This window comes from Thalassotalea sp. HSM 43, from assembly GCF_004752005.1.
GTDB lineage: Bacteria > Pseudomonadota > Gammaproteobacteria > Enterobacterales > Alteromonadaceae > Thalassotalea_A.
The window spans coordinates 2,265,591-2,285,030 of the sequence record NZ_CP038493.1 but is presented as its reverse complement, the minus strand read 5'-3'; the positions used below and the strand labels follow the sequence as shown (position 1 = coordinate 2,285,030).

Genomic DNA, 19,440 nt, shown 5'->3' with positions numbered 1-19,440 from the left:
GTTGATGGATGCATTCACCCATGCAATCGTTGGCGCTGGTGTTGGCCAATGGTTTAAGCACAAACAAGATGATAATCGACTTGCCTCATGGCAATGCAGCGCAATCGGTGCGGTAGCAGCGTTATTGCCAGATCTGGATTATCTATCATTTTGGCTTCATCCTTTAGAATTCCTCGCCTATTGGCATAGAGCAGAGAGTCATTCTATTGTGCTTGCACCACTATGGGCCTATCTATTTATGGGTCTATTATTACTTTGCAAACGGTACCTATTTGCACACGTTCGTATCAACCGAAAATGGCTCTACACATTGCTGTTGACTGCCATCATGTCACATCTGCTGCTGGATGCGTTGACGGTATATGGTACGCAGTGGTTTGCACCGCTAAGCAGCTATAAAGTCAGCTTTGCACTATTGTTTGTTATCGATGGCTATTTCACTGGCAGTTGTTTGCTCGGTCTGCTTATTTATAGTTGCTATGATTGGCGCAATAGCAACACCACTCTAGAACACGCAACAACAGCTAATAAAACATCGGCCCTTAATATGGCCAAAAATAAGATGGCAATTAATATGGCAAGACAAGCGATTTGGGCTGTGCCACTAAGTTATTTATTGCTGGTTGCCGGCATCAAGCAATACACACTCACATTACTAAGCAAGCAACCTTCACAGTTAGCCAGTGGCAGCACGATTAGTCATAGCAGGGTGAGCAATAGCACGATGTTGTTACCACAACCGTTTTCACCTTTACTGTGGTTGGCAATAACGCAGCAGGATAATGATTTGCAATACCGCTATATTCGTCTGGCTAATGACAAAGTAGCAAGACAACTTAGCTCAAGCCTAGACAAGCCGGGTTACCTTGACCGTTATAACGATATCAACAGCAAAAAAAGCGTCGATGCAAACCGCGTGCAATGGCAACACACTTATCACCCAGCGAGCAGTGATGATGTCAATATTGTTAATGCCTGGCGGCATCCCCTAATGCAGGGCTTTCGGGACTTTGCGGTGTACCCGGTATTTTTGCAGCACAGCCGAAGCAAGCAGAAAGAGTGTTTTTGGTTTAGCGATTTACGCTATCACTGGCCATATTTTTTACCGTCATTTCGCTATGGTGTATGTCGAGAATCTGCCACGAAAAATGATTGGCAGCTATACCGAAAACGATATCTAAGTGATGAAACACAGCTCGTTAATTAACAAACTAGGCAAACAAAAAAGCCGGCATAAGCCGGCTTTTTCTTATAACGAAATGATTATTCGTCGAACGGGTTAACCAAAATCATGGTCTCTACACGATCTGGACCAGTCGAGATAATATCAATTGGAACACCACAAACTTGCTCAAGACGTTTGATATAAGCTCGTGCGTTTTCAGGTAGTTGCTCTACCGTTGTTGCACCAATAGTCGACTCACTCCAACCAGGCATGGTTTCGTATACTGGAGTGATGTTTTCGTAACCTTCAGCCGCCATTGGTGGCACAGTCAAAACATCGCCTGATTGAGTTTTGTAACCAGTACAAATCTTCAATTCTTTTAGACCATCCAATACATCTAGTTTGGTTAAACAGAAACCAGAAATAGAGTTAACTTGCACTGCACGGTGCATAGCGACGGCATCAAACCAACCACAACGACGTTCACGACCGGTAGTTGCACCGAACTCGTGACCAACAGTACCTAAATGGTGACCGACTTCATCGTTTAGCTCTGTCGGGAATGGACCTGAACCAACACGAGTCGTGTATGCTTTGGTAATACCTAATACATAGTCAAGGTAACGAGGACCAAAACCACAACCTGTGGCAACACCACCAACCGTGGTATTTGAAGAGGTAACATATGGGTATGTACCGTGGTCGATATCAAGTAAGGTACCTTGAGCACCTTCAAACATGATTGACTCACCGTTTTTGCGTGCTTGGTCTAAGGTTTCGCTGATATCGTCCATCATGGCAATGATGGTCGGCGCGATAGCCATAACATCTTCGAATACTTGCTCAACGTCCAAAGCTTCTGCTTTGTAGTAGCTCGTTAATACGAAATTATGGTATTCCATGATTTCAGTTAACTTCGCTTTAAATGATTCAGCATCAAGTAAATCGCCTACACGAAGACCACGACGGGCTACTTTATCTTCATAGGCTGGGCCGATACCACGACCTGTTGTACCGATTTTCTTAGAGCCGCGAGCTGTTTCACGAGCATTATCTAACGCTACGTGGTACGGCATAATAAGAGGACATGCATCACTGATTAGTAAGCGCTCACGTACTGGTACATTACGCTCTTCTAACATGTTGATTTCTTTCATCAAGGCTGTCGGACATAAAACAACACCGTTACCGATCAGACATTTTACGTTGTCACGTAATACCCCTGATGGAATCAAGTGGAGAACAGTTTTTTCACCGTCAACGATCAATGTATGACCTGCGTTGTGACCACCTTGATAACGAACGACGTACTTCGCCTTATCCGTTAATAAGTCAACAACTTTACCTTTACCTTCATCACCCCATTGGGTGCCTAGAACAACGACGTTTTTGCCCATAATATATTTTGCAAATCGGAAAGAAAATTAGGCGGGGATCTTAGCAAATACGCGGGTCTAGATCATCTGTTTTATGAACTTTTTTGTAGTTAAATTGTTAACGGTGGGGTTAACAAATGTAAGAACTTAGAGTTATCGCGGTGAGTATTCTAAAAATTGTTAATAATTGGCCATAAACAATACCGCGCCAATGGTCACTAAGACCAAACCAATTTGCCGTATTGTGGTTGGTTTTTCCTTAGCCAATTGCATCATAAAATTGCGCCAACGGTTAGGGAATAGCAAAGGTCCTAAACCTTCAAACATCAGCATCAAGGCAAAGGCAATAAGCACAATTTCAATAGTCATGAGCTTTCATCGATATTTTTATTAATATAGTGAATAGGCTAACGTAACGAGGCACAAATAAAAAGCCCACATTGAAGTGGGCTTTGGGATTTATCTATTTGCTTTATTGTCTTTCAAGTAATGGAAGAAATCACTGTCTGGTTTGACGATCATGATATCTCCTTTATTACTGAAACTCTTTTCATACGCTTCAAGACTACGAACAAAGTTGTAAAATTCTGGGTCTTGATTAAATGAATCAGCGTAGACTTTAGCAGCCAATGCGTCGCCGGAACCACGTACTTCAAAAGAGGTTTTATGGGCAGTCGCCAATAGAACGGCAATCTTCTTATTGATTTCAGCTTCAATAACCGCCGCTTTCTCACGACCTTTCGAGCGATGTTCTTTTGCTACCGCAATACGGTCAGCACGCATACGTTGATAAATAGACTCACTTACCTCATCCGGTAAGTTGATTCGTTTAACACGTACATCGATAACCTCGATACCAAGTTCAGCTTTACTCGACTCAGCACTTAGCATGGCTTCTTCCATCAGCGAGTCACGGTCACCGGATACGATCTGTTTAATGGTACGAGCACCAAACTCAGTACGTAGGCCGTTATTCACTTTTTGCTTTAATAGTGCTTCAGCATTGGCAAGATCACCACCACTGGTACGAACGTAAAACGTTGGGAAATCAACAATACGCCATTTCACGTAGCTGTCTACCAATACGTCTTTTTTCTCAGCAGTAACAAAACGGTCAGCACGGTCATCCAATGTTTGGATACGGGCATCAAGTTTATTAACACGTTCAATCAACGGGATCTTAAAGTGTAAGCCTGGTTCGTAAATTTTTACTTCACCACTACTATCACGTTTGATCTTTGAAAATTGAAAGACAATACCGCGTTCCATTTCATTAACGACGAATACCGATGATACGGTCAATAAACCGAGAATAACCAATACGATTAAAGAGAAATTTTTCATGATTAGTTTCCTCCTCGGTTAAAGCGATCGTTTCGCGATGAACTTGAATTAACGCTTGAGTTTTGACCTTGCGTTGGGTTGCGTTGAATTAACGGCGCAACTTCACGTTTAAAGGTTTGTGGTAAGTTTGATGATTGTTGCTGCATAATTTTATCTAGCGGCAAATACATCATGTTATTACCACCTTCAACATCAACCATAACTTTCGAGGTGTTTGAATAGACTTTTTCCATAGTCGCAAGGTATAAACGCTGACGTGTTACTTCAGGCGCAGCCTGATATTCCGGCAACAATTTATTAAACTTAGCAACATTACCCTGTGCTTCAAGAACAACCTGCTCGCTGTAACCTAGTGCTTGTTGCTCAATGCGTTTGGCTTCACCACGTGCTTTTGGCTCTTCTGATAAAGCATATGCTTCAGCTTCCAAAATGAAACGCTCTTCATCTTCTCGAGCCGCGATAGCATCATCAAATGCATCTTTAACTTGCTCTGGCGGACGAGAATTCTTGAAGTTAACGTCGGAAATCAAAATACCTAAATTATACGGTTCAATGATTTTCTCAAGCTCAGCCCATACCGATTGACGTACTTGTTCACGTCCAGATGTTAGTACTTCGTCCATTTTAGAATGACCGATTACATAACGGATGGCACTGTCAAACGCATGTTCAAGACTGTTGTCAGCATTGGTAACATTAAATAGGTAATTACGCGCGTCAATAATACGATATTGCACTTGCATCTCTACGCTGACCAGATTTTCATCTTCGGTTAACATAAAGCCTTTCGCTGCGATATTACGTGTTGTTTGCACATCAACTGGGATAACTTTTTGAATAAATGTCGGTTGCCAGTGAATACCTGGATCCACGAGAGTATTGTATTCACCAAATTGCAATACAACGCCCTTTTGAGCTTCTTTAATGGTATAAAAACCACTAAAAGCCCAAACAACCAATGCAATGATGACCACCAAACTGGCGCCAAAACCAGAGAAACTGCTGCCACCGCCAGGCTTGCCAGGTTTTTTACCACCAAACATTCCACCAAATTTATTGCCTAGGTCTTTTAATAATTCATCTAGGTCTGGTGGCCCCTGATCGCGCCCACCTTTATTTTTCCAGGGATCATTATCATTTTTCCCCGGTTCATTCCACGCCATTATGGTCTCCGTAATTACCCAATTGTTATTCTCTAGTCAGACTTTCGCCTGCCTATAATCAAGTATAGTAAGTTTTAATCTTATCAGTAGCTTAGTGCTGGATAAAGGTTTCCAGTTCGGTTTTTCCAGCTTTCAACAATTTATTCCATTCCCGTAAAGGCAATGTTACATCTAATAAACAGTTACCTTGTTCGTCATACTGTTCGTCCTTGATGCAATTTAACTCATATAAGGTACCACGCCATTTACCCGCTGTAGGCGGTATTTTAAGGCGATATTCAACAATATCAGTTGCCAGTACTTCAGTTAATGCTTGGGACAGTAACTCTAGTCCCAAGTTAGCTTGTGCTGACAACCAAACACGAATCGGTTTACCTTGTTCGTCTCGGTCAATACGCGGCGCAACATCATCAAACTTGTCAATTTTGTTACAAATTAACAACTGTGGAATGTCATCGGCTTCTATATCTTGCAGCACTTGCTCAACCTGAGCAATATTGTCTGCGCGACGATCGTCGGCAATATCAATGACATGCAACTGTAGATGCGCTTCTCTTGTTTCCGTTAACGTCGCTTTAAAGGCTGCAACCAAATCATGCGGTAAGTGACGAATAAAGCCCACAGTGTCTGCGAGAATTATCCGCCCTACATCTTCTATATGGAGTCGACGCAAGGTTGGATCAAGGGTAGCGAACAATTGATCCGCTGCGTAAACGTCTGCATTAGTGATGCGATTAAACAAGGTTGACTTACCGGCATTGGTATAACCTACCAGTGATACCGTTGGTATTTCTGCTCGTTCACGCGCTCGACGCCCTTGCTGGCGTTGCTTTTCGACCTTTTCTAAACGACCACGTATGGTTTGCATACGTTCGCGCAGTAAACGTCGATCCGTTTCCAGCTGTGTTTCACCAGGACCGCGTAAACCAATACCACCTTTTTGCCGCTCAAGGTGAGTCCAACCTCGAATCAAGCGCGAGCTGATATGTCGCAATTGCGCTAATTCAACTTGCAACTTACCTTCATGAGTCCGCGCTCGTTGCGCAAATATATCAAGAATCAACGTGGTTCTGTCAATGACTCGACACTCACATAAAGCTTCAATATTTTTCTCTTGCGAAGGTGACAAAGCATGATTGAACAGTATCACATCGGCATTATACATTTGTACAGCGTCACGGATCTCTTCAGCTTTGCCTGAACCGACAAAAAATTTAGGATGAGGTTTATCGCGTTTACCGCTGACAACGGTTAAAGAGTTGACGCCCGCTGAGGACACCAACATTTCAAATTCTGATAAATCTTCGCGAGCGTTTTCTTGGGGAAAGTCTATGTGAACAAGTACTGCTTGCTCACCTGCTTGATGTCTATCAAACAAATGAGCAACTCCAATTCATTTTCATTTAATTATTCCGCGGGTTGAGTTCCGTCAACCGGTGCTGTATTTACTGCACGCGATGGCACAACCGTAGAGATTGCATGCTTATAGACCATCTGGCTTACAGTATTTTTTAATAAAATAACAAACTGATCGAAAGACTCTACTTGACCTTGTAATTTAATACCGTTTACAAGATAAATAGCTACTGGAATTCGATCACGTCGTAATGCATTTAAAAACGGGTCTTGTAATGATTGCCCTTTCGCCATTAGTTTGGCTCCTTATTGTTATTGTTAATCCAATTAACTTACACTTAAATATTCAACGAAATCATCAAACTAGATGACTCTCCATGGTTCACGGGTAAGTCATAAATACACCGAGCCATTTAAGTATACACGAAGATTTTAACTTTGCTAATCAATAAGCTAAGTCGTAAAAGTTTTTTAACTAAGCCTTAAACCCTATGATATCCATGACTTTTTTAAGGTTGTCAGGATCATTAGTTGTCAACCAGTTAAGGTTTTGCCAACTGCGCAGCCATGTTAACTGTCGCTTGGCTAATTGTCGTGTTGCGCAGACACCGCGAAACACCATTTCATCATAGTCGCATTCACCATTTAGGTGCTGCCACATTTGTCGATAACCAACACATCGTATCGACGGTAAATCTTGGTGCAAATCATCACGAGTCATCAATTGCTTCACTTCCTGCTCAAAACCTTGTTCAAGCATTATTTGATAACGTAATTCAATGCGCTCATGCAACTCGCTACGTTGGTCCGTAGAAATCGCAAACTGATAAATATCACCTTCGAGAGTGTCACCCTTTATTGCGGTTAACTCGGTCAGCGATTTACCACTAATACGATATACTTCTAACGCACGTGTTAGTCGTTGTGGATCATTTGGATGGATACGTTCAGCCGATACCGAATCAACATCTGCCAATAACTGATGTACATGTTGCCAACCGTGCTGCTGTGCTAACGCTTCAATATCAGCTCGTATTGCAGGGTCAGCTTTTGGCAATGGTGAAATGCCCTCTAACAGACTCTTAAAATACATCATGGTTCCGCCGACTAATATCGGAATTCGACCATTACTTTGAATTTCAGCGATTTCACGCTTCGCATCGCGACAAAAATCGGCAGCAGAATAACTCTGTGCAGGGTCGATGATATCGACCAATCGATGCGGATAGCGTTGCAATTCGTCAGGGGTTGGCTTGGCACTGCCAATATCCATGCCTTTATAAATTAACGCAGAATCAACACTGATTATATCGCATGGCAATACATCACTGAGCTTGAAAGCCAGATCGGTCTTGCCTGAGGCGGTTGGCCCCATAATACAAATAATCGGCGGTTTATCGCTCGCCGGTAAACGTTGGCTCATGAACTTGCTCTGCAATTAAAACAATTAAGACAATAACGACTGAATGTCTGATGTAAGGTCTACTGCCTTTGAATTCAAGCGCATGTAGGTAAAAAGATCAAAGTTTTGTATTTGATTAACATCGGCTAACAATTGTGCCGCCATGCTAAGGTCGAAGTTTTGGCTACATTTTAACTGGGCAATTGCCGCCATCCAATCGTTATCTGCAAGCTCTTGCTTGGTCAGCAAAATCGTCAGCAACTCGATAAAACTGTCGCTAATGTCTTGCTCACGCAGTTGTGCTGGGTATTGGCGAATGACGACTTTGCTGCCATTGACACTGAGATGCACACCAATAAATTCAAAGCTGGCAATGTTGCTAGCAATAAATTTAACTTGGCTTGGCTGCAACTTAACAGCAACCGGCAATAACAATGGTTGCGATACCAAGCCTTGTGGATATTGGCTGGTTAAGCGGTGATGAAGCACCTGCTGACGCAGTGCTTTGAAATTACAACAATACAGACTTTGCTGCCATTCTAGTAATAACACGTGGTCGGCTAATACGCTGAACAACTTAATATCACTATCCGCGGTTATGGCAACCTGTGGTTGGCTAGTCGCTGGCGTCATAGCCGGTGATGGACTCGTTGTCGGCTTAGCATTTGAGTCATCACAGTGGTCAAAATCACTTTCTGCAATAGCGACTCGCTCGGCAGGCGACATCAATTTTTGATAGTTGCTTACTGCTTGGTCGCTGATCTTGTCGCGATAGTTTCGCCCAGCACTTGCTGCCGCTGAACAAGCTGACGCCGGCGTTGTCGATGCCGATTGAAAAGATGTGGCATTAGAGTCATTGCGCAATGGTTGCACATAATCACGATTGCCATGGGCATCGCTTGTTGCTCCCACATCAACGCTAAGTAACTCACCGGTTTCGGTATCAACAGCTAGTGATGCGTCATCTTGTAATGTTTGCTCAACGGCTGCGGCAATAAAATCATGCACCAAACGCGCCTGATGAAAGCGAACTTCGTGTTTCGCCGGATGGACATTGACGTCAACATCACCGTGATTCAATTCAAAATACAGTACAAATGCCGGATAAACATCACTGCTTAAGCGATGACCATATGCTTGACGGATGGCGTGATTTATCAATTTATCGCGCATCATACGGCCATTAACATAGCTGTAGCTCAAATCATTTTGATTGCGTGCATAACGTGGCGAGCCTACCCACCCCCATAAACGCATACCCGAATGTTGGTATTGCAAAGGCAAAGCGTTATCAATAAACCCCTGAGAACATACCGCAGCAATACGTTTTTCAATTTGTTTATCGGTTTGAGCAGAACGATATGAGCGTATGGTTTTACCATTGTGATTGAGAATCAAAGTTAATTGCAGCTGCGATAAACCGATGCGTTTAATCACTTCATCAATATGAGAAAATTCGGTTTTCTCGGTACGCAAAAACTTTCGTCGTGCCGGTGTATTGAAAAACAAATCTTCGACATCAATGGTGGTACCATCCGGGTGCGCAGCAGGCTTAATATCGACCTGCATATCACGCCCTACGGCGATCGCTTGCCATGCCGCTTGCTGCGCTGCCGGCTTTGAGGTTAATGTCAGACGTGAGACGGAACTTATACTGGCTAACGCTTCGCCGCGAAAACCGAGACTATCAATGGCTTCAAGATCATCCAATGATTTGATTTTACTGGTGGCATGACGAGATAAGGCTAAGGTCAGTTCATCTTTTTCGATACCATGACCATTGTCAGTTATACGTATACGCTTGCTGCCACCTTTTTCAATATCGATGACAATTTTCGTCGCTCCGGCATCAATGGCGTTTTCAACCAATTCTTTTACAACAGATGCCGGACGCTCGACAACCTCGCCGGCGGCAATTTGGTTCGCCAGGCGAGCAGGAAGGATACTAATTGTCATTAATTTACTCGAGGTATGGTCAGAGTCTGGCCTATACGCACAACATCGGATTTCAGGTTGTTGGCTAATTTCAATTGCTTCACTGAGACGTTATAGCGCTGTGCAACGACCGATAACGATTCACCACGACTGATCTTGTGCTTTTGCGGCTGTATGCTTGCCAACAATGAGTCTTGTGGCGGATAGCGAGTAAAATACTGCTGAATCCCTTTAAACATCGCTTTGGCTAGCTTTTCCTGATGATTCTTCGACATCAGATTTTTGAAATCATACGGGTTGGAAATAAAGCCCGTTTCCACCAGCATCGACGGAATGTCTGATGACTTAAGCACCGCTAGGCTGGCATTTTGTGGCTTAGTTTTATGCATGCGGGTAATTTTCTTTAATTCGGCGATGACATTACGAGCGATGCGGTCACTGATTTCCAGTGATTTATCTTTGGTGAGATCCGCTAAAAATACCGCTAGATTATCGTCATTGGTTGCCTTGATTAGCTGACCACCGCCGCCAAGCAATTCAGAGTTTTTCTCACGATGTTTTAGCCATCTCGATAATTCCGATTCAGCACGGCTATCATTTACGATCCAAACCGACGCCCCGCGAGGTTTAGAACTGTGAAATGCGTCGGCATGTATTGACACCAAAAAGTCGACTTGTTGCTTGCGAGCCAGCTCGGTGCGCTTATTAAGATTAACGAAATAGTCACCGGTACGTATCATCACCGCTTTCATGCCTTTTTGGCCATTGATGATGCGCTGCAGTCGTTTCGCTACCGCTAGAGTAATTTTCTTTTCGTAAGTACCATTTTTTGCAATCGAGCCTGGATCTTCACCACCATGACCGGCATCAATACCAATAATGACATCACGATTTTTCTGTTTGGGCTTATTTTTAACGACTTTAGTGGATTGTTTATCGTGCAAATCGACAACCAGACGATTGCCATACGGCCCCGTCGGCGCCAACACAAACACTTTCTCTTTGAAGCTTTTGCTTAGATCAAGCACGATTCTGGCGGATTTACTGTTTTTGCCCTTACTGGTGCGAACTTTACTAATACGGCTGTCATTTTTTGCTAAGTTAGCAAGTGCGGCTATGTTATCGGTATTCTTAAAATCAATGACTAAGCGATTAGGATTGCTCAGAAAAAAGTAGGAATAATCGGGTTGTTCACTTAAATCAAACACAACTCGAGTGTTATCTGGCGATGGCCAAATACGCACACTCTCTATCATGTTTTGTGAAAACGCAGTAAAGCTGCATAAGGAAAACAACAACAGCAGTATTGTTTCAATACGTGTTTTCATTCTCAGCGACCTTAATTCTTATAGTTATCTTATTGTTTATTAGGTCAATTGTTTAAGGATTAGTTCACCAACAGAGGTGTTGGCAGTGACGTTAATCAACCTTTCATGACCATTATATGATAAGTCTATAATAAGATCCTCTGGTGGTAAAAGGCCAGCCCCTTTTTCAGACCATTCAACAAAACAGCAAGATTTTTGTAAAAAATAATCTCGAATCCCCATATATTCAAGCTCTTCGGGATCAGCTAAGCGGTATAAATCAAAATGATAAATATGCCATGGCGGCAGCTCATAAGGCTCAACCAGGGTGTAGGTTGGGCTTTTGACATTGCCATTGTGACCCATGGCTTGCACAAAGCCACGGGTTAACGTGGTCTTGCCTGCACCTAAGTCACCATGTAAAAACACCACCAGACTTTGCAAATCGAGTGTTTGCAATGCCGCCGCTAATGTTGCACCGAACGCGACAGTTTGTTGTTCGTCGCGTAACGCTTTACTCAGAGAAAGAGCCATTTATTGATAAACCTTGACCAAATCTTAGTGTTGATTAACCAGCTGTCGGATATACACAAATAAGTCTGAAGGCAACATGCCTTTACGACCGTCTAACGCCGCAATATCAGCAGCACGACCATGAATATAGACAGCGGTGAGAACCGCTTTAAATAAAGACTGCGATTGTAAACCTAACGCGGCGATGATTCCAGCTAATACGTCGCCCATACCGGCAACAGCCATCCCCGGATTACCAGACATATTGATAAATACCTGCTGGCCATCGCTAATTAACGTGCCTGCACCTTTTAACACACAAATGGCTTGATACTTATTAGCAATCGCTTTGACCGCGGCAAATCGGTCTTGTTGCACTTTGGCAACGCTACACCCCAACAAGGTAGCAGCTTCTTTCGGGTGCGGTGTTAATACCCAATTTTTCCGAGTCATCGGTTGATGTGCTAATAAGGTCAAGGCGTCAGCATCAACCACTAAGACTTTATCCATGGCCATTAACGGTAAACGCGCTTTGGCAAACTGATCCAAACCAAGTCCGGGGCCAAGGCAGATACTATCAACTTTATTAAGTAAACGCTGATTATGACAATCACTCGCAGTCGCATCCGCCATAACGAACTCCGGGCGCTGACTGCTCACCACGTTCTGCATTGTCGAATGACAATCAACCGCCACTAAACCTGCGCCACTGCGCAATGCTGCTTCTGCCGCTAGTCGCACCGCACCAGAAAAACCTTGGTTACCGCCGGCAACCAATACCGTACCAGAGTTTCCCTTGTGCGCTGACCAAGCGCGAGATTCTAGTTCGGGTACATACGGTGGAGCCAATAACTGCGCATCGGCAGCAACCATGGCATTGAAGGCTTTCGCTAAACCTAAATCGGCTAGATAAATATCACCACAAAATTCGATGCCGCGGCCAGTTAGCAAACCTTGTTTAACAGCAATAAAGGTCACAGTAGCATCGGCTTGTACACAGTCACCTTGCGGTTGGCCGGTTTCACCATTGAGTCCTGAAGGCAAGTCTAAACTAAGCACGGGCTGCGCCAACTTATTAATCAGACCCATTAAGTCTCGATAATTTTGCCGCACTTGGCCTTTGATACCAGTACCTAGCAGCGCATCTACGACAACATCAACGCGTTGAAAATCAACATCATTTATCTTGCAGATACTGCCGCCAGCCTTTAAAAACTGCTGACAAGCTAGCGCCGCGTCGTCATGGTAATTTTCGATAGCTTGTAGGCTATGCAAATACACCCGCAGACCTTGTTTTAATGCCGCCGTTGCCAGGACAAAACCATCACCGGCATTATTGCCACTGCCACACACCACCAAAATAGTGTTCGCTTTTGGCCACAATTGTTGCAACAAATGGAAACCAGACACCCCTGCTGTTTGCATTAACGACCACATACTAACGCCTTGCTCACGAGCAACGATGGCCTCTTGTTGTCTAATGGTTTCTGCCCGATAGGCATATTGTGGTATGCTTGAGGCTAACTTTACTGGCAACATAACATCCTAAATCTTTCCATGACTGATTCGATATCTATTAACTATCAAGAACTTGCTGAAAAAATCAAGGTTTGGGGCAAAGAACTTGGCTTTTCCCAAATAGGCATAAGCGATATCGACCTAAGTAGCCATCAACAAGCCCTAGAAAACTGGCTAGACAAAGGCTATCAAGGTGATATGGATTACATGCAACGCCATCAAGAGTTGCGTGCTAACCCCGAACAACTGTTGCCCGGCACCATTCGGGTGATTTCAGCACGTATGGATTATCTGATTGAAGATGCTAAATTTGCCAGTACCCTAAATGATGCCAATAAAGCCTACATTTCACGTTACGCGTTAGGCCGTGACTATCACAAGCTAATGCGTAACCGTCTAAAGAAACTCGGCGAAAAAATTGAAGCGTACTGCCAGCAACTCAACTTTCGACCATTTGTCGACTCAGCGCCGGTGCTTGAGCGACCGTTAGCCGAAAAAGCCGGCCTTGGTTGGGTAGGCAAACATTCACTGCTGATCAATGAAGAGGCTGGTTCTTGGTTTTTTCTGGGTGAATTATTGGTTGATATTCCATTGCCACAAGACAACAAAAGTGACAACCAATGCGGCAGTTGTGTTGCCTGTATAAAAATTTGCCCTACGCAAGCCATCGTTGAACCTTACGTGGTAGATGCTAGACGTTGTATTTCTTATCTTACTATTGAGTTGCGTGACGCCATCCCTATTGAATTTAGACCATTACTTGGTAATCGTATCTATGGCTGTGACGATTGCCAATTAGTCTGTCCATGGAATAAGTTTGGCCAACTTTCCAGTGTCGATGACTTCAAGCCTCGTAACAACTTTGATTCGGTAGAATTATTAGCACTGTTTGCTTGGAATGAGCAGCAATTCCTCGACAATACTCAGGGCTCGCCAATTCGACGTATAGGCTTTGAATGTTGGCAGCGCAATATTGCTGTTGCCTTAGGCAATGCCCCATACAGTGCACACATCGTCACCGCGCTGCAGCAAAGCGACAACAACAGTGCCATGGTGCAAGAGCACATCGATTGGGCATTGAGCCAACAAAGCGAAAAACAGCAACAGCAAAAAGGTGAATCGCGGTTAACAGCCCGCCTGATTCGAACCATAGAGAAAGGTTTACCAAGAGACGCTTAGCGCTAGGCGATTGCCCTAGCCAGATACGGCTTTATCCTACAAAAACAAGCGTATTATCAATAGCCTTTTTTGTAATATTACGCTTACTTTTTAACCCTAATTGTGCTCAAATAAGACCTCGACCCCAAAGGTCACTGTACAGAAAAATAATTAAAAACAGACAGATTAGGATTATCATGAGCCTTACCCGAAAAACTCTGGCGCCCATGTTGTGCGCCATTATCTGCTTGCTTGCGAGCAGTAATCAGGTGTTTGCCAAGGATGCGCCAATTAAACAATCAACCCCAGCCTGGGTTGATCAATTTAGCCTCGACAGTGAGGTTGAGAAAAGCCCGTTTGAACAGCTCACCTATCTATTGCTTGACCGCCAAGTAAATAACACGCTTGAGCAAAAACAAAAATATTATCGCTACAGTTATCGCCTCAACAATACCTCTGGCGTCGCTGAAAACGCCGATATTCGCATCAGTTTTGCGCCGGATTATGAAACCCTGCTTATTCATCAAATCAATATTATCCGTAATGGTAAAGTGATCGATAAACTGGATATGAGCAAAATTCGCGTTGTTAATGACGAGACAGAGCAAGACAGCCAAATTCTAAACGGCCAAGTTGCGGCATTGTTGGTGTTAGAAGATGCGCGAGTTGGTGATATCATCGATTACAGCTTTACCATTGAAGGTAGCAACCCAGTATTTAAAGATAACTTTTCTTATATCAGTGGCTTAGGCTGGTCTATTGCAATTAACCAGGTGCGCTATCGCTTTATTCTCGACAAAGACATGCCGATATACAGCAAAGTCTCTGATAGCTCTGTTGAAATTAAAACCATTCCCCATCCAACACACAAAGTTTTGGCGGTAGATTTGGCCAATACCAAAAAACGACATATGGATGACAATGCGCCAAGCTGGCACAATCCATACCCGTATCTGCAATTAAGCAGCTATCAGTCATGGAATCAAGTGGCGCTATGGGCCGATGATTTGTTTAGCGTTAAGCCTGACAGCAATAGCGAACTGGCAACCTACATCAACGAACTTAAGCAATTGCCAAGCGAGCAAGCAATAGACTCTGCAATCACATTTGTGCAAGATGAAGTCCGTTACTTCGGTATTGAAATTGCCGAAAATTCACATTTACCACATGCCCCTAATGAAGTATTTAATAATCGTTATGGCGATTGTAAAGATAAAACGTTGTTGCTAACCACTATCTTTAGAGAGCTTGGTATCGAGGCATCACCGGCACTCGTGTCTACCGATATGCAACACAATGTGCGCGATTATCTACCAACTCATTCACTATTTAACCATGTCATTGTGAAAGCTGAAGTTGATGGCAAACAATATTGGATCGACCCGACCATAAACTATCAAGGCGGCAGTTACCAAAGTTTGCACCAGCCTGATTATGGCATCGCGCTAATTGTTGATCCGCAAACCAGTCAACTTAGTGACGCTAAGCCAACCATGAACAACCTGTCTGAAGTGACCATTGAAGAGAAAAAGATTGTGGTTGATTATTTTTCTCCGATTAGCTGGCAAATTACAACGACGTTTACCAATCGTGAAGCAGAGTATTTACGTTATCGTTTAGCTTCCAGCGGCGTTGATGAACTTGAGCGTCAATACCTAAACTACTATGCCAAAAAACATCCACTGATTGTCTCTGCCAAGCCAATGCAGATTAATGATGACCGTGACAATAACCGCATAACCTTAACCGAACAATATCTTGTGCCGGAATACTGGCATTACAGTGAACAAGACGCCGAGTTTTCGTTAGTCGCTGATTATCTGGCCTCGTATGTGAACCCACCAACGACGGTAAAACGACAAGATCCTTTCTGGTTACACTGGCCACTTAATGTCGATCATAAAGTCAGTATGCAATTCCCTGAGTTTATTCAATTTGGTGATATGGAAAACGTAGCCGTTAACAATGACTATTTCAGTTTTAGCGCGGTGTTAACACAAGACAGTCGCACCCTGACTTACCACACCAAGTATCGTAACCATAAAAATCATATTGAAGCTCAAGATGCCGGTATGTTTGTCCGTGATATTAACGAAGTTGACGATTATCTCGGTTACTACCGCAGCATTTTACAAGTCATGCAAGACCCAGGTATCAACGAAATGCAAACCTTGATGGAAATGCTCAACGAAAAATCGATGGGAAGCGAATAAGATGAATAACACGTTAAAAATTATTGCCGCATTGTCATTGCTGGCGATTACCGGTTGTAAATCAACTGAGACGGTAACAACACCCGTTCAACAAGTGAATTACCAAAATGTATTTCAATTTAATATGCATGTTGAAGCCTTGTTACAACAACAAGATGCAGCCGCATTAAAAGCCCTATACTCAAGCAATAAAGCGTTAAAGCTGCGCCAACCAAGCCGTATTGAAAAAACCTTTGGCGCGAATTGGCAACAAGCGTATGCCAACAGCATTTTTAATCTATTTATGGAATCACAAGTATTCTGGTCTTATCAATCGACCCGTCAACTGGATAAAAATACGGTACGCACCTTGTTCCGCGGTGATAGCGATGACGGCTTTCACTTTGTCGAATTAGAGATAGATAAAAACAGCTATAAAATCATTGATGCTCACGATTTATCGACCATGTACAGTACCACTGTGTTCTTAAATCGCGTGTCCGACATTGAATTTTGCGCAACCGATGCGAAACCCGTGTGTCAGGCTGAAGACGCCTTCAAGGGCCTGTTGATGTCGGCCAGCAATAAAGACGGCGCTAATGTGCTTAAACATTACGACAGTTTATCTGCTGAGCAAATGGCACTGCCGTTTATTCAGGATTTAAATATTCGCCTTATCAGTTTGCATAGCAATTGGCTGCCAAAAACATTCGTTACTCGCGTCATCAACGACTTTACTCGTATGGATACTTTGCCGTACAGCTTTGAAGGCTTATTGATTGAGCAAGGTAAGCTTGAACTTGCGCTTAAAGCCCTTGACTCAGCACCACAGCAAATTCGCGACAACTCAGTCATGTTGTTGGAAAAGGCGGCAATTTACGGCGAGTTAAATAACCACAAGACATCGATTAAGCTGTCTCATCAAGCCATCTTTAATGAGCCAAACTTGGTGGAAAGTTATGTCGTATTGCTGGTCTCAGCAATAGCAGATAAAGACTTTAAACTGGCCATGGCGACCATCAACGTATTAGAGAAACGTTTTGCCATTGAACTTGATGAGCAAGCGCTAAGCGAAATGATCAGTACCGACGAATTTGTGGCGAGTGAAATCTACCAACAAAGTCGCAAAAGCTAAACACTCAGCACCATTGTGTTGACCACAAAAAAACGCCCTTTTGGGCGTTTTTTTATATGGCTAGCTTTGGTTTCGTCAGGCTTCAGCGACATACTCACTAACTTCTTTTATCGCTGAGTTCATTTCAATTAGCAGCGGAATTGCCTGATGCATTTTTTGTTGCTGACAGACACTCTGCATTTGCTCACAAACTTTAATCAAGCGCGGCGCCGAAAGGATATTGGCAATTTTAAGAATGGCATTATTTACTTGGCTAACCTGAGCTAAATTCTCATGCGCCAGCGCTTCTTTTAATTTAGCGAAGTTCTTATTATTGCGCTCAATGTAGTCATCCAACATATAAACCGCCATTTCAGCGCTGCCATGATACTGATTAAATTTATCCAGGTTCATCACCAAATTATTAACCTTATAAAAGCTTGGTGAACTTTCCTCAGATTCAAAGTCTATCTCTTTAACATCAGCGTTTTCTGTTGCTTCTTTTGGTTTAGCAACGCCATCAAGAATATGCTCAAGTTGTTGCTTTTCTTTGACCTTCACATTCAACAAGGCTTGTTCTGCCGCCTTTTCTTTCTCATGCTCAGAGTCCATATATTTGGCACCGGCTTTATAACTGCGAGTCACCAACATAAACAAACGCCAAGCGATAAACGAGCTAAAGCTTAACAACACCAAAATAAATAAAAACGCTACCGGCATCATGGTTGATTCTTTCACTCTTACACCGAACACAGGCAGGTTAAGTTCAAATTCCGGTAAGTCATAAAAATTCGGTTTTTCAATTAAGTCGACGGTTTCCGCTAAGAAACTTTGGTAATCACGTAATTGCTCAATCACTTTTGCGGTGGTGATGTTTTCGTCACGCCATTTGGCAAACAATTGCCCAGAGCCCATTAACTGATTGGTAATAGCGGCGATATCTTCTTGCACCTGCTCGAGATCGGGATCGGCCTTACGTGAATGCAACTCTTTATTGATATTACGGGTAAGGTTGGCAATTTGAGTCGAGACTTGATTGAATTTATGCGCGGTCACCATACTCGACAAGGCTGTGATCTGATTCTCTACCTTGAGTAATTCTTGATAAATGTGCTGATAAAATTGCGCTTTATTCATCACCGCCAACATTTCATTCAATGATTGGGTTTGTACTCGACTCTGTTTGTTGACAAATGCAAACGACTGACTATTCAGTTCATTTAACTTAGCGTTACGTAACAAATCTACCGAGTGGACAATTTCCTTTAAGGTCGCAACGTTGGCATTGTATTGATTATTGCGCGATTGGCGGATTAAGATCAGATCATCAACCAAATTAACAAATCGCTTGTAACCGTTGGCAAAAGATTGTGCGGTGGCGGCTATTTCTTCGGCATTATTATCACGCAGATTATCATTGACCATATCGACATGATGCTTACTCAAATCAACGATTTCTTCCCAAGCCACCTTTAAATCTTCTAGGGGTTGTTCCAATTGCTGATGACGTATTGCTAACTGCTGCGCCACCAACTGGTTTTCCAGTTCGGCTACGCTTTTCATTAACTGAGCGTTATTTTTAATAAATGGGATTTGTTGCTGCTTAAGAAACTGCGCTTTATTGGCTTGTTGGTTGTAAAGCCACAAAGAGGTACCAACCAGCAAGGCCATGGTTGCCAGCAACAGGCCGAGGTATATCACGGCTTTAGATACGATGATACCGGGGGTTTTTAAATGCGATGTGGTGTCGGTCATTGCCACAAATCCTTTATTTTTATTTTTCTAGGTGACGAATTTTGCCAAGAGCTAACCTCATAATAGCAACTCTTGGTCAAAAATAAATCACAATCCATTGTTATCTATATTTGGCATTATCGATCTGTTTGCGTGTTTGTGC

The 19,440-nt window shown here is 43.1% G+C and carries 16 protein-coding genes; 4 read left to right on the top strand and 12 right to left on the bottom strand.

All coding sequences use genetic code 11. The features are described 5' to 3' along the window. Nucleotides 1-4: 4 nt before the first annotated feature. Complete coding sequence (locus tag E2K93_RS09785) at nt 5-1,207, top strand: metal-dependent hydrolase (RefSeq protein WP_135438924.1); 1,203 nt, start codon at nt 5-7, stop codon at nt 1,205-1,207. Nucleotides 1,208-1,263: 56 nt separating this feature from the next. Here the strand turns inward: E2K93_RS09785 and E2K93_RS09780 are convergent, their stop codons facing one another. From E2K93_RS09780 to E2K93_RS09730, 11 genes are all read right to left on the bottom strand, one after another. Further along, entirely contained in the window at nt 1,264-2,562 is a 1,299-nt protein-coding gene (locus E2K93_RS09780) for an adenylosuccinate synthase (protein ID WP_135438923.1), read from the bottom strand. Nucleotides 2,563-2,721: 159 nt separating this feature from the next. After that, entirely contained in the window at nt 2,722-2,910 is a 189-nt protein-coding gene (locus E2K93_RS09775; RefSeq protein WP_135438922.1) for a DUF2065 domain-containing protein, read from the bottom strand. A 90-nt stretch (nt 2,911-3,000) separates the two neighbouring features. Next, nucleotides 3,001-3,885: a protease modulator HflC gene (gene hflC / locus E2K93_RS09770; RefSeq protein WP_135438921.1), complete on the bottom strand. Its 885-nt coding sequence runs from the start codon at nt 3,883-3,885 to the stop codon at nt 3,001-3,003. Nucleotides 3,886-3,887: 2 nt separating this feature from the next. Next, on the bottom strand, nt 3,888-5,048 hold the full coding sequence (gene hflK, locus E2K93_RS09765) for an FtsH protease activity modulator HflK (protein WP_135438920.1): 1,161 nt from the start codon (nt 5,046-5,048) through the stop codon (nt 3,888-3,890). 91 nt (nt 5,049-5,139) lie between these two features. Next, on the bottom strand, nt 5,140-6,426 hold the full coding sequence (gene hflX / locus E2K93_RS09760) for a ribosome rescue GTPase HflX (protein ID WP_135438919.1): 1,287 nt from the start codon (nt 6,424-6,426) through the stop codon (nt 5,140-5,142). Nucleotides 6,427-6,455: 29 nt separating this feature from the next. Continuing rightward, nucleotides 6,456-6,698 carry an RNA chaperone Hfq gene (hfq, locus tag E2K93_RS09755; protein ID WP_135438918.1) on the bottom strand — a complete coding sequence of 81 codons (243 nt, stop codon included), beginning with the start codon at nt 6,696-6,698 and terminating at the stop codon, nt 6,456-6,458. 181 nt (nt 6,699-6,879) lie between these two features. Next, complete coding sequence (gene miaA, locus E2K93_RS09750; protein WP_135438917.1) at nt 6,880-7,827, bottom strand: tRNA (adenosine(37)-N6)-dimethylallyltransferase MiaA; 948 nt, start codon at nt 7,825-7,827, stop codon at nt 6,880-6,882. Between the two features lie 24 nt (nt 7,828-7,851). After that, nucleotides 7,852-9,762 carry a DNA mismatch repair endonuclease MutL gene (mutL, locus tag E2K93_RS09745; RefSeq protein ID WP_135438916.1) on the bottom strand — a complete coding sequence of 637 codons (1,911 nt, stop codon included), beginning with the start codon at nt 9,760-9,762 and terminating at the stop codon, nt 7,852-7,854. Then, nucleotides 9,762-11,069, bottom strand: coding sequence for an N-acetylmuramoyl-L-alanine amidase (locus tag E2K93_RS09740; RefSeq protein ID WP_135438915.1), 1,308 nt, complete (start codon nt 11,067-11,069; stop codon nt 9,762-9,764). Before E2K93_RS09740 ends, mutL begins: the two co-directional genes overlap by 1 nt. 39 nt (nt 11,070-11,108) lie before the next feature. Beyond that, the gene (gene tsaE / locus E2K93_RS09735; RefSeq protein WP_135438914.1) at nt 11,109-11,582 is read right to left on the bottom strand and encodes a tRNA (adenosine(37)-N6)-threonylcarbamoyltransferase complex ATPase subunit type 1 TsaE; all 474 of its coding nucleotides are present in this window, start codon (nt 11,580-11,582) and stop codon (nt 11,109-11,111) included. 24 nt (nt 11,583-11,606) lie between these two features. Next, the gene (locus E2K93_RS09730; RefSeq protein WP_189637740.1) at nt 11,607-13,097 is read right to left on the bottom strand and encodes an NAD(P)H-hydrate dehydratase; all 1,491 of its coding nucleotides are present in this window, start codon (nt 13,095-13,097) and stop codon (nt 11,607-11,609) included. A gap of 21 nt (nt 13,098-13,118) precedes the next feature. On the opposite strand from E2K93_RS09730, the gene queG reads away from it, so the two are divergent. The 3 genes from queG (at nt 13,119) to E2K93_RS09715 (ending at nt 17,564) form a co-directional block, all read left to right on the top strand. Beyond that, nucleotides 13,119-14,258 carry a tRNA epoxyqueuosine(34) reductase QueG gene (gene queG, locus E2K93_RS09725; RefSeq protein WP_135438912.1) on the top strand — a complete coding sequence of 380 codons (1,140 nt, stop codon included), beginning with the start codon at nt 13,119-13,121 and terminating at the stop codon, nt 14,256-14,258. Nucleotides 14,259-14,434: 176 nt separating this feature from the next. Then, entirely contained in the window at nt 14,435-16,450 is a 2,016-nt protein-coding gene (locus tag E2K93_RS09720; RefSeq protein ID WP_135438911.1) for a DUF3857 domain-containing transglutaminase family protein, read from the top strand. 1 nt (nt 16,451) lies between these two features. After that, a complete protein-coding gene (locus tag E2K93_RS09715) occupies nt 16,452-17,564 on the top strand; it encodes a hypothetical protein (RefSeq protein WP_135438910.1) in 1,113 nt (370 codons plus the stop codon). 75 nt (nt 17,565-17,639) lie between these two features. Here the strand turns inward: E2K93_RS09715 and E2K93_RS09710 are convergent, their stop codons facing one another. Beyond that, nucleotides 17,640-19,298, bottom strand: a complete 1,659-nt coding sequence (locus tag E2K93_RS09710) for a hypothetical protein (RefSeq protein ID WP_135438909.1) — start codon at nt 19,296-19,298, stop codon at nt 17,640-17,642. Nucleotides 19,299-19,440: the final 142 nt, after the last annotated feature.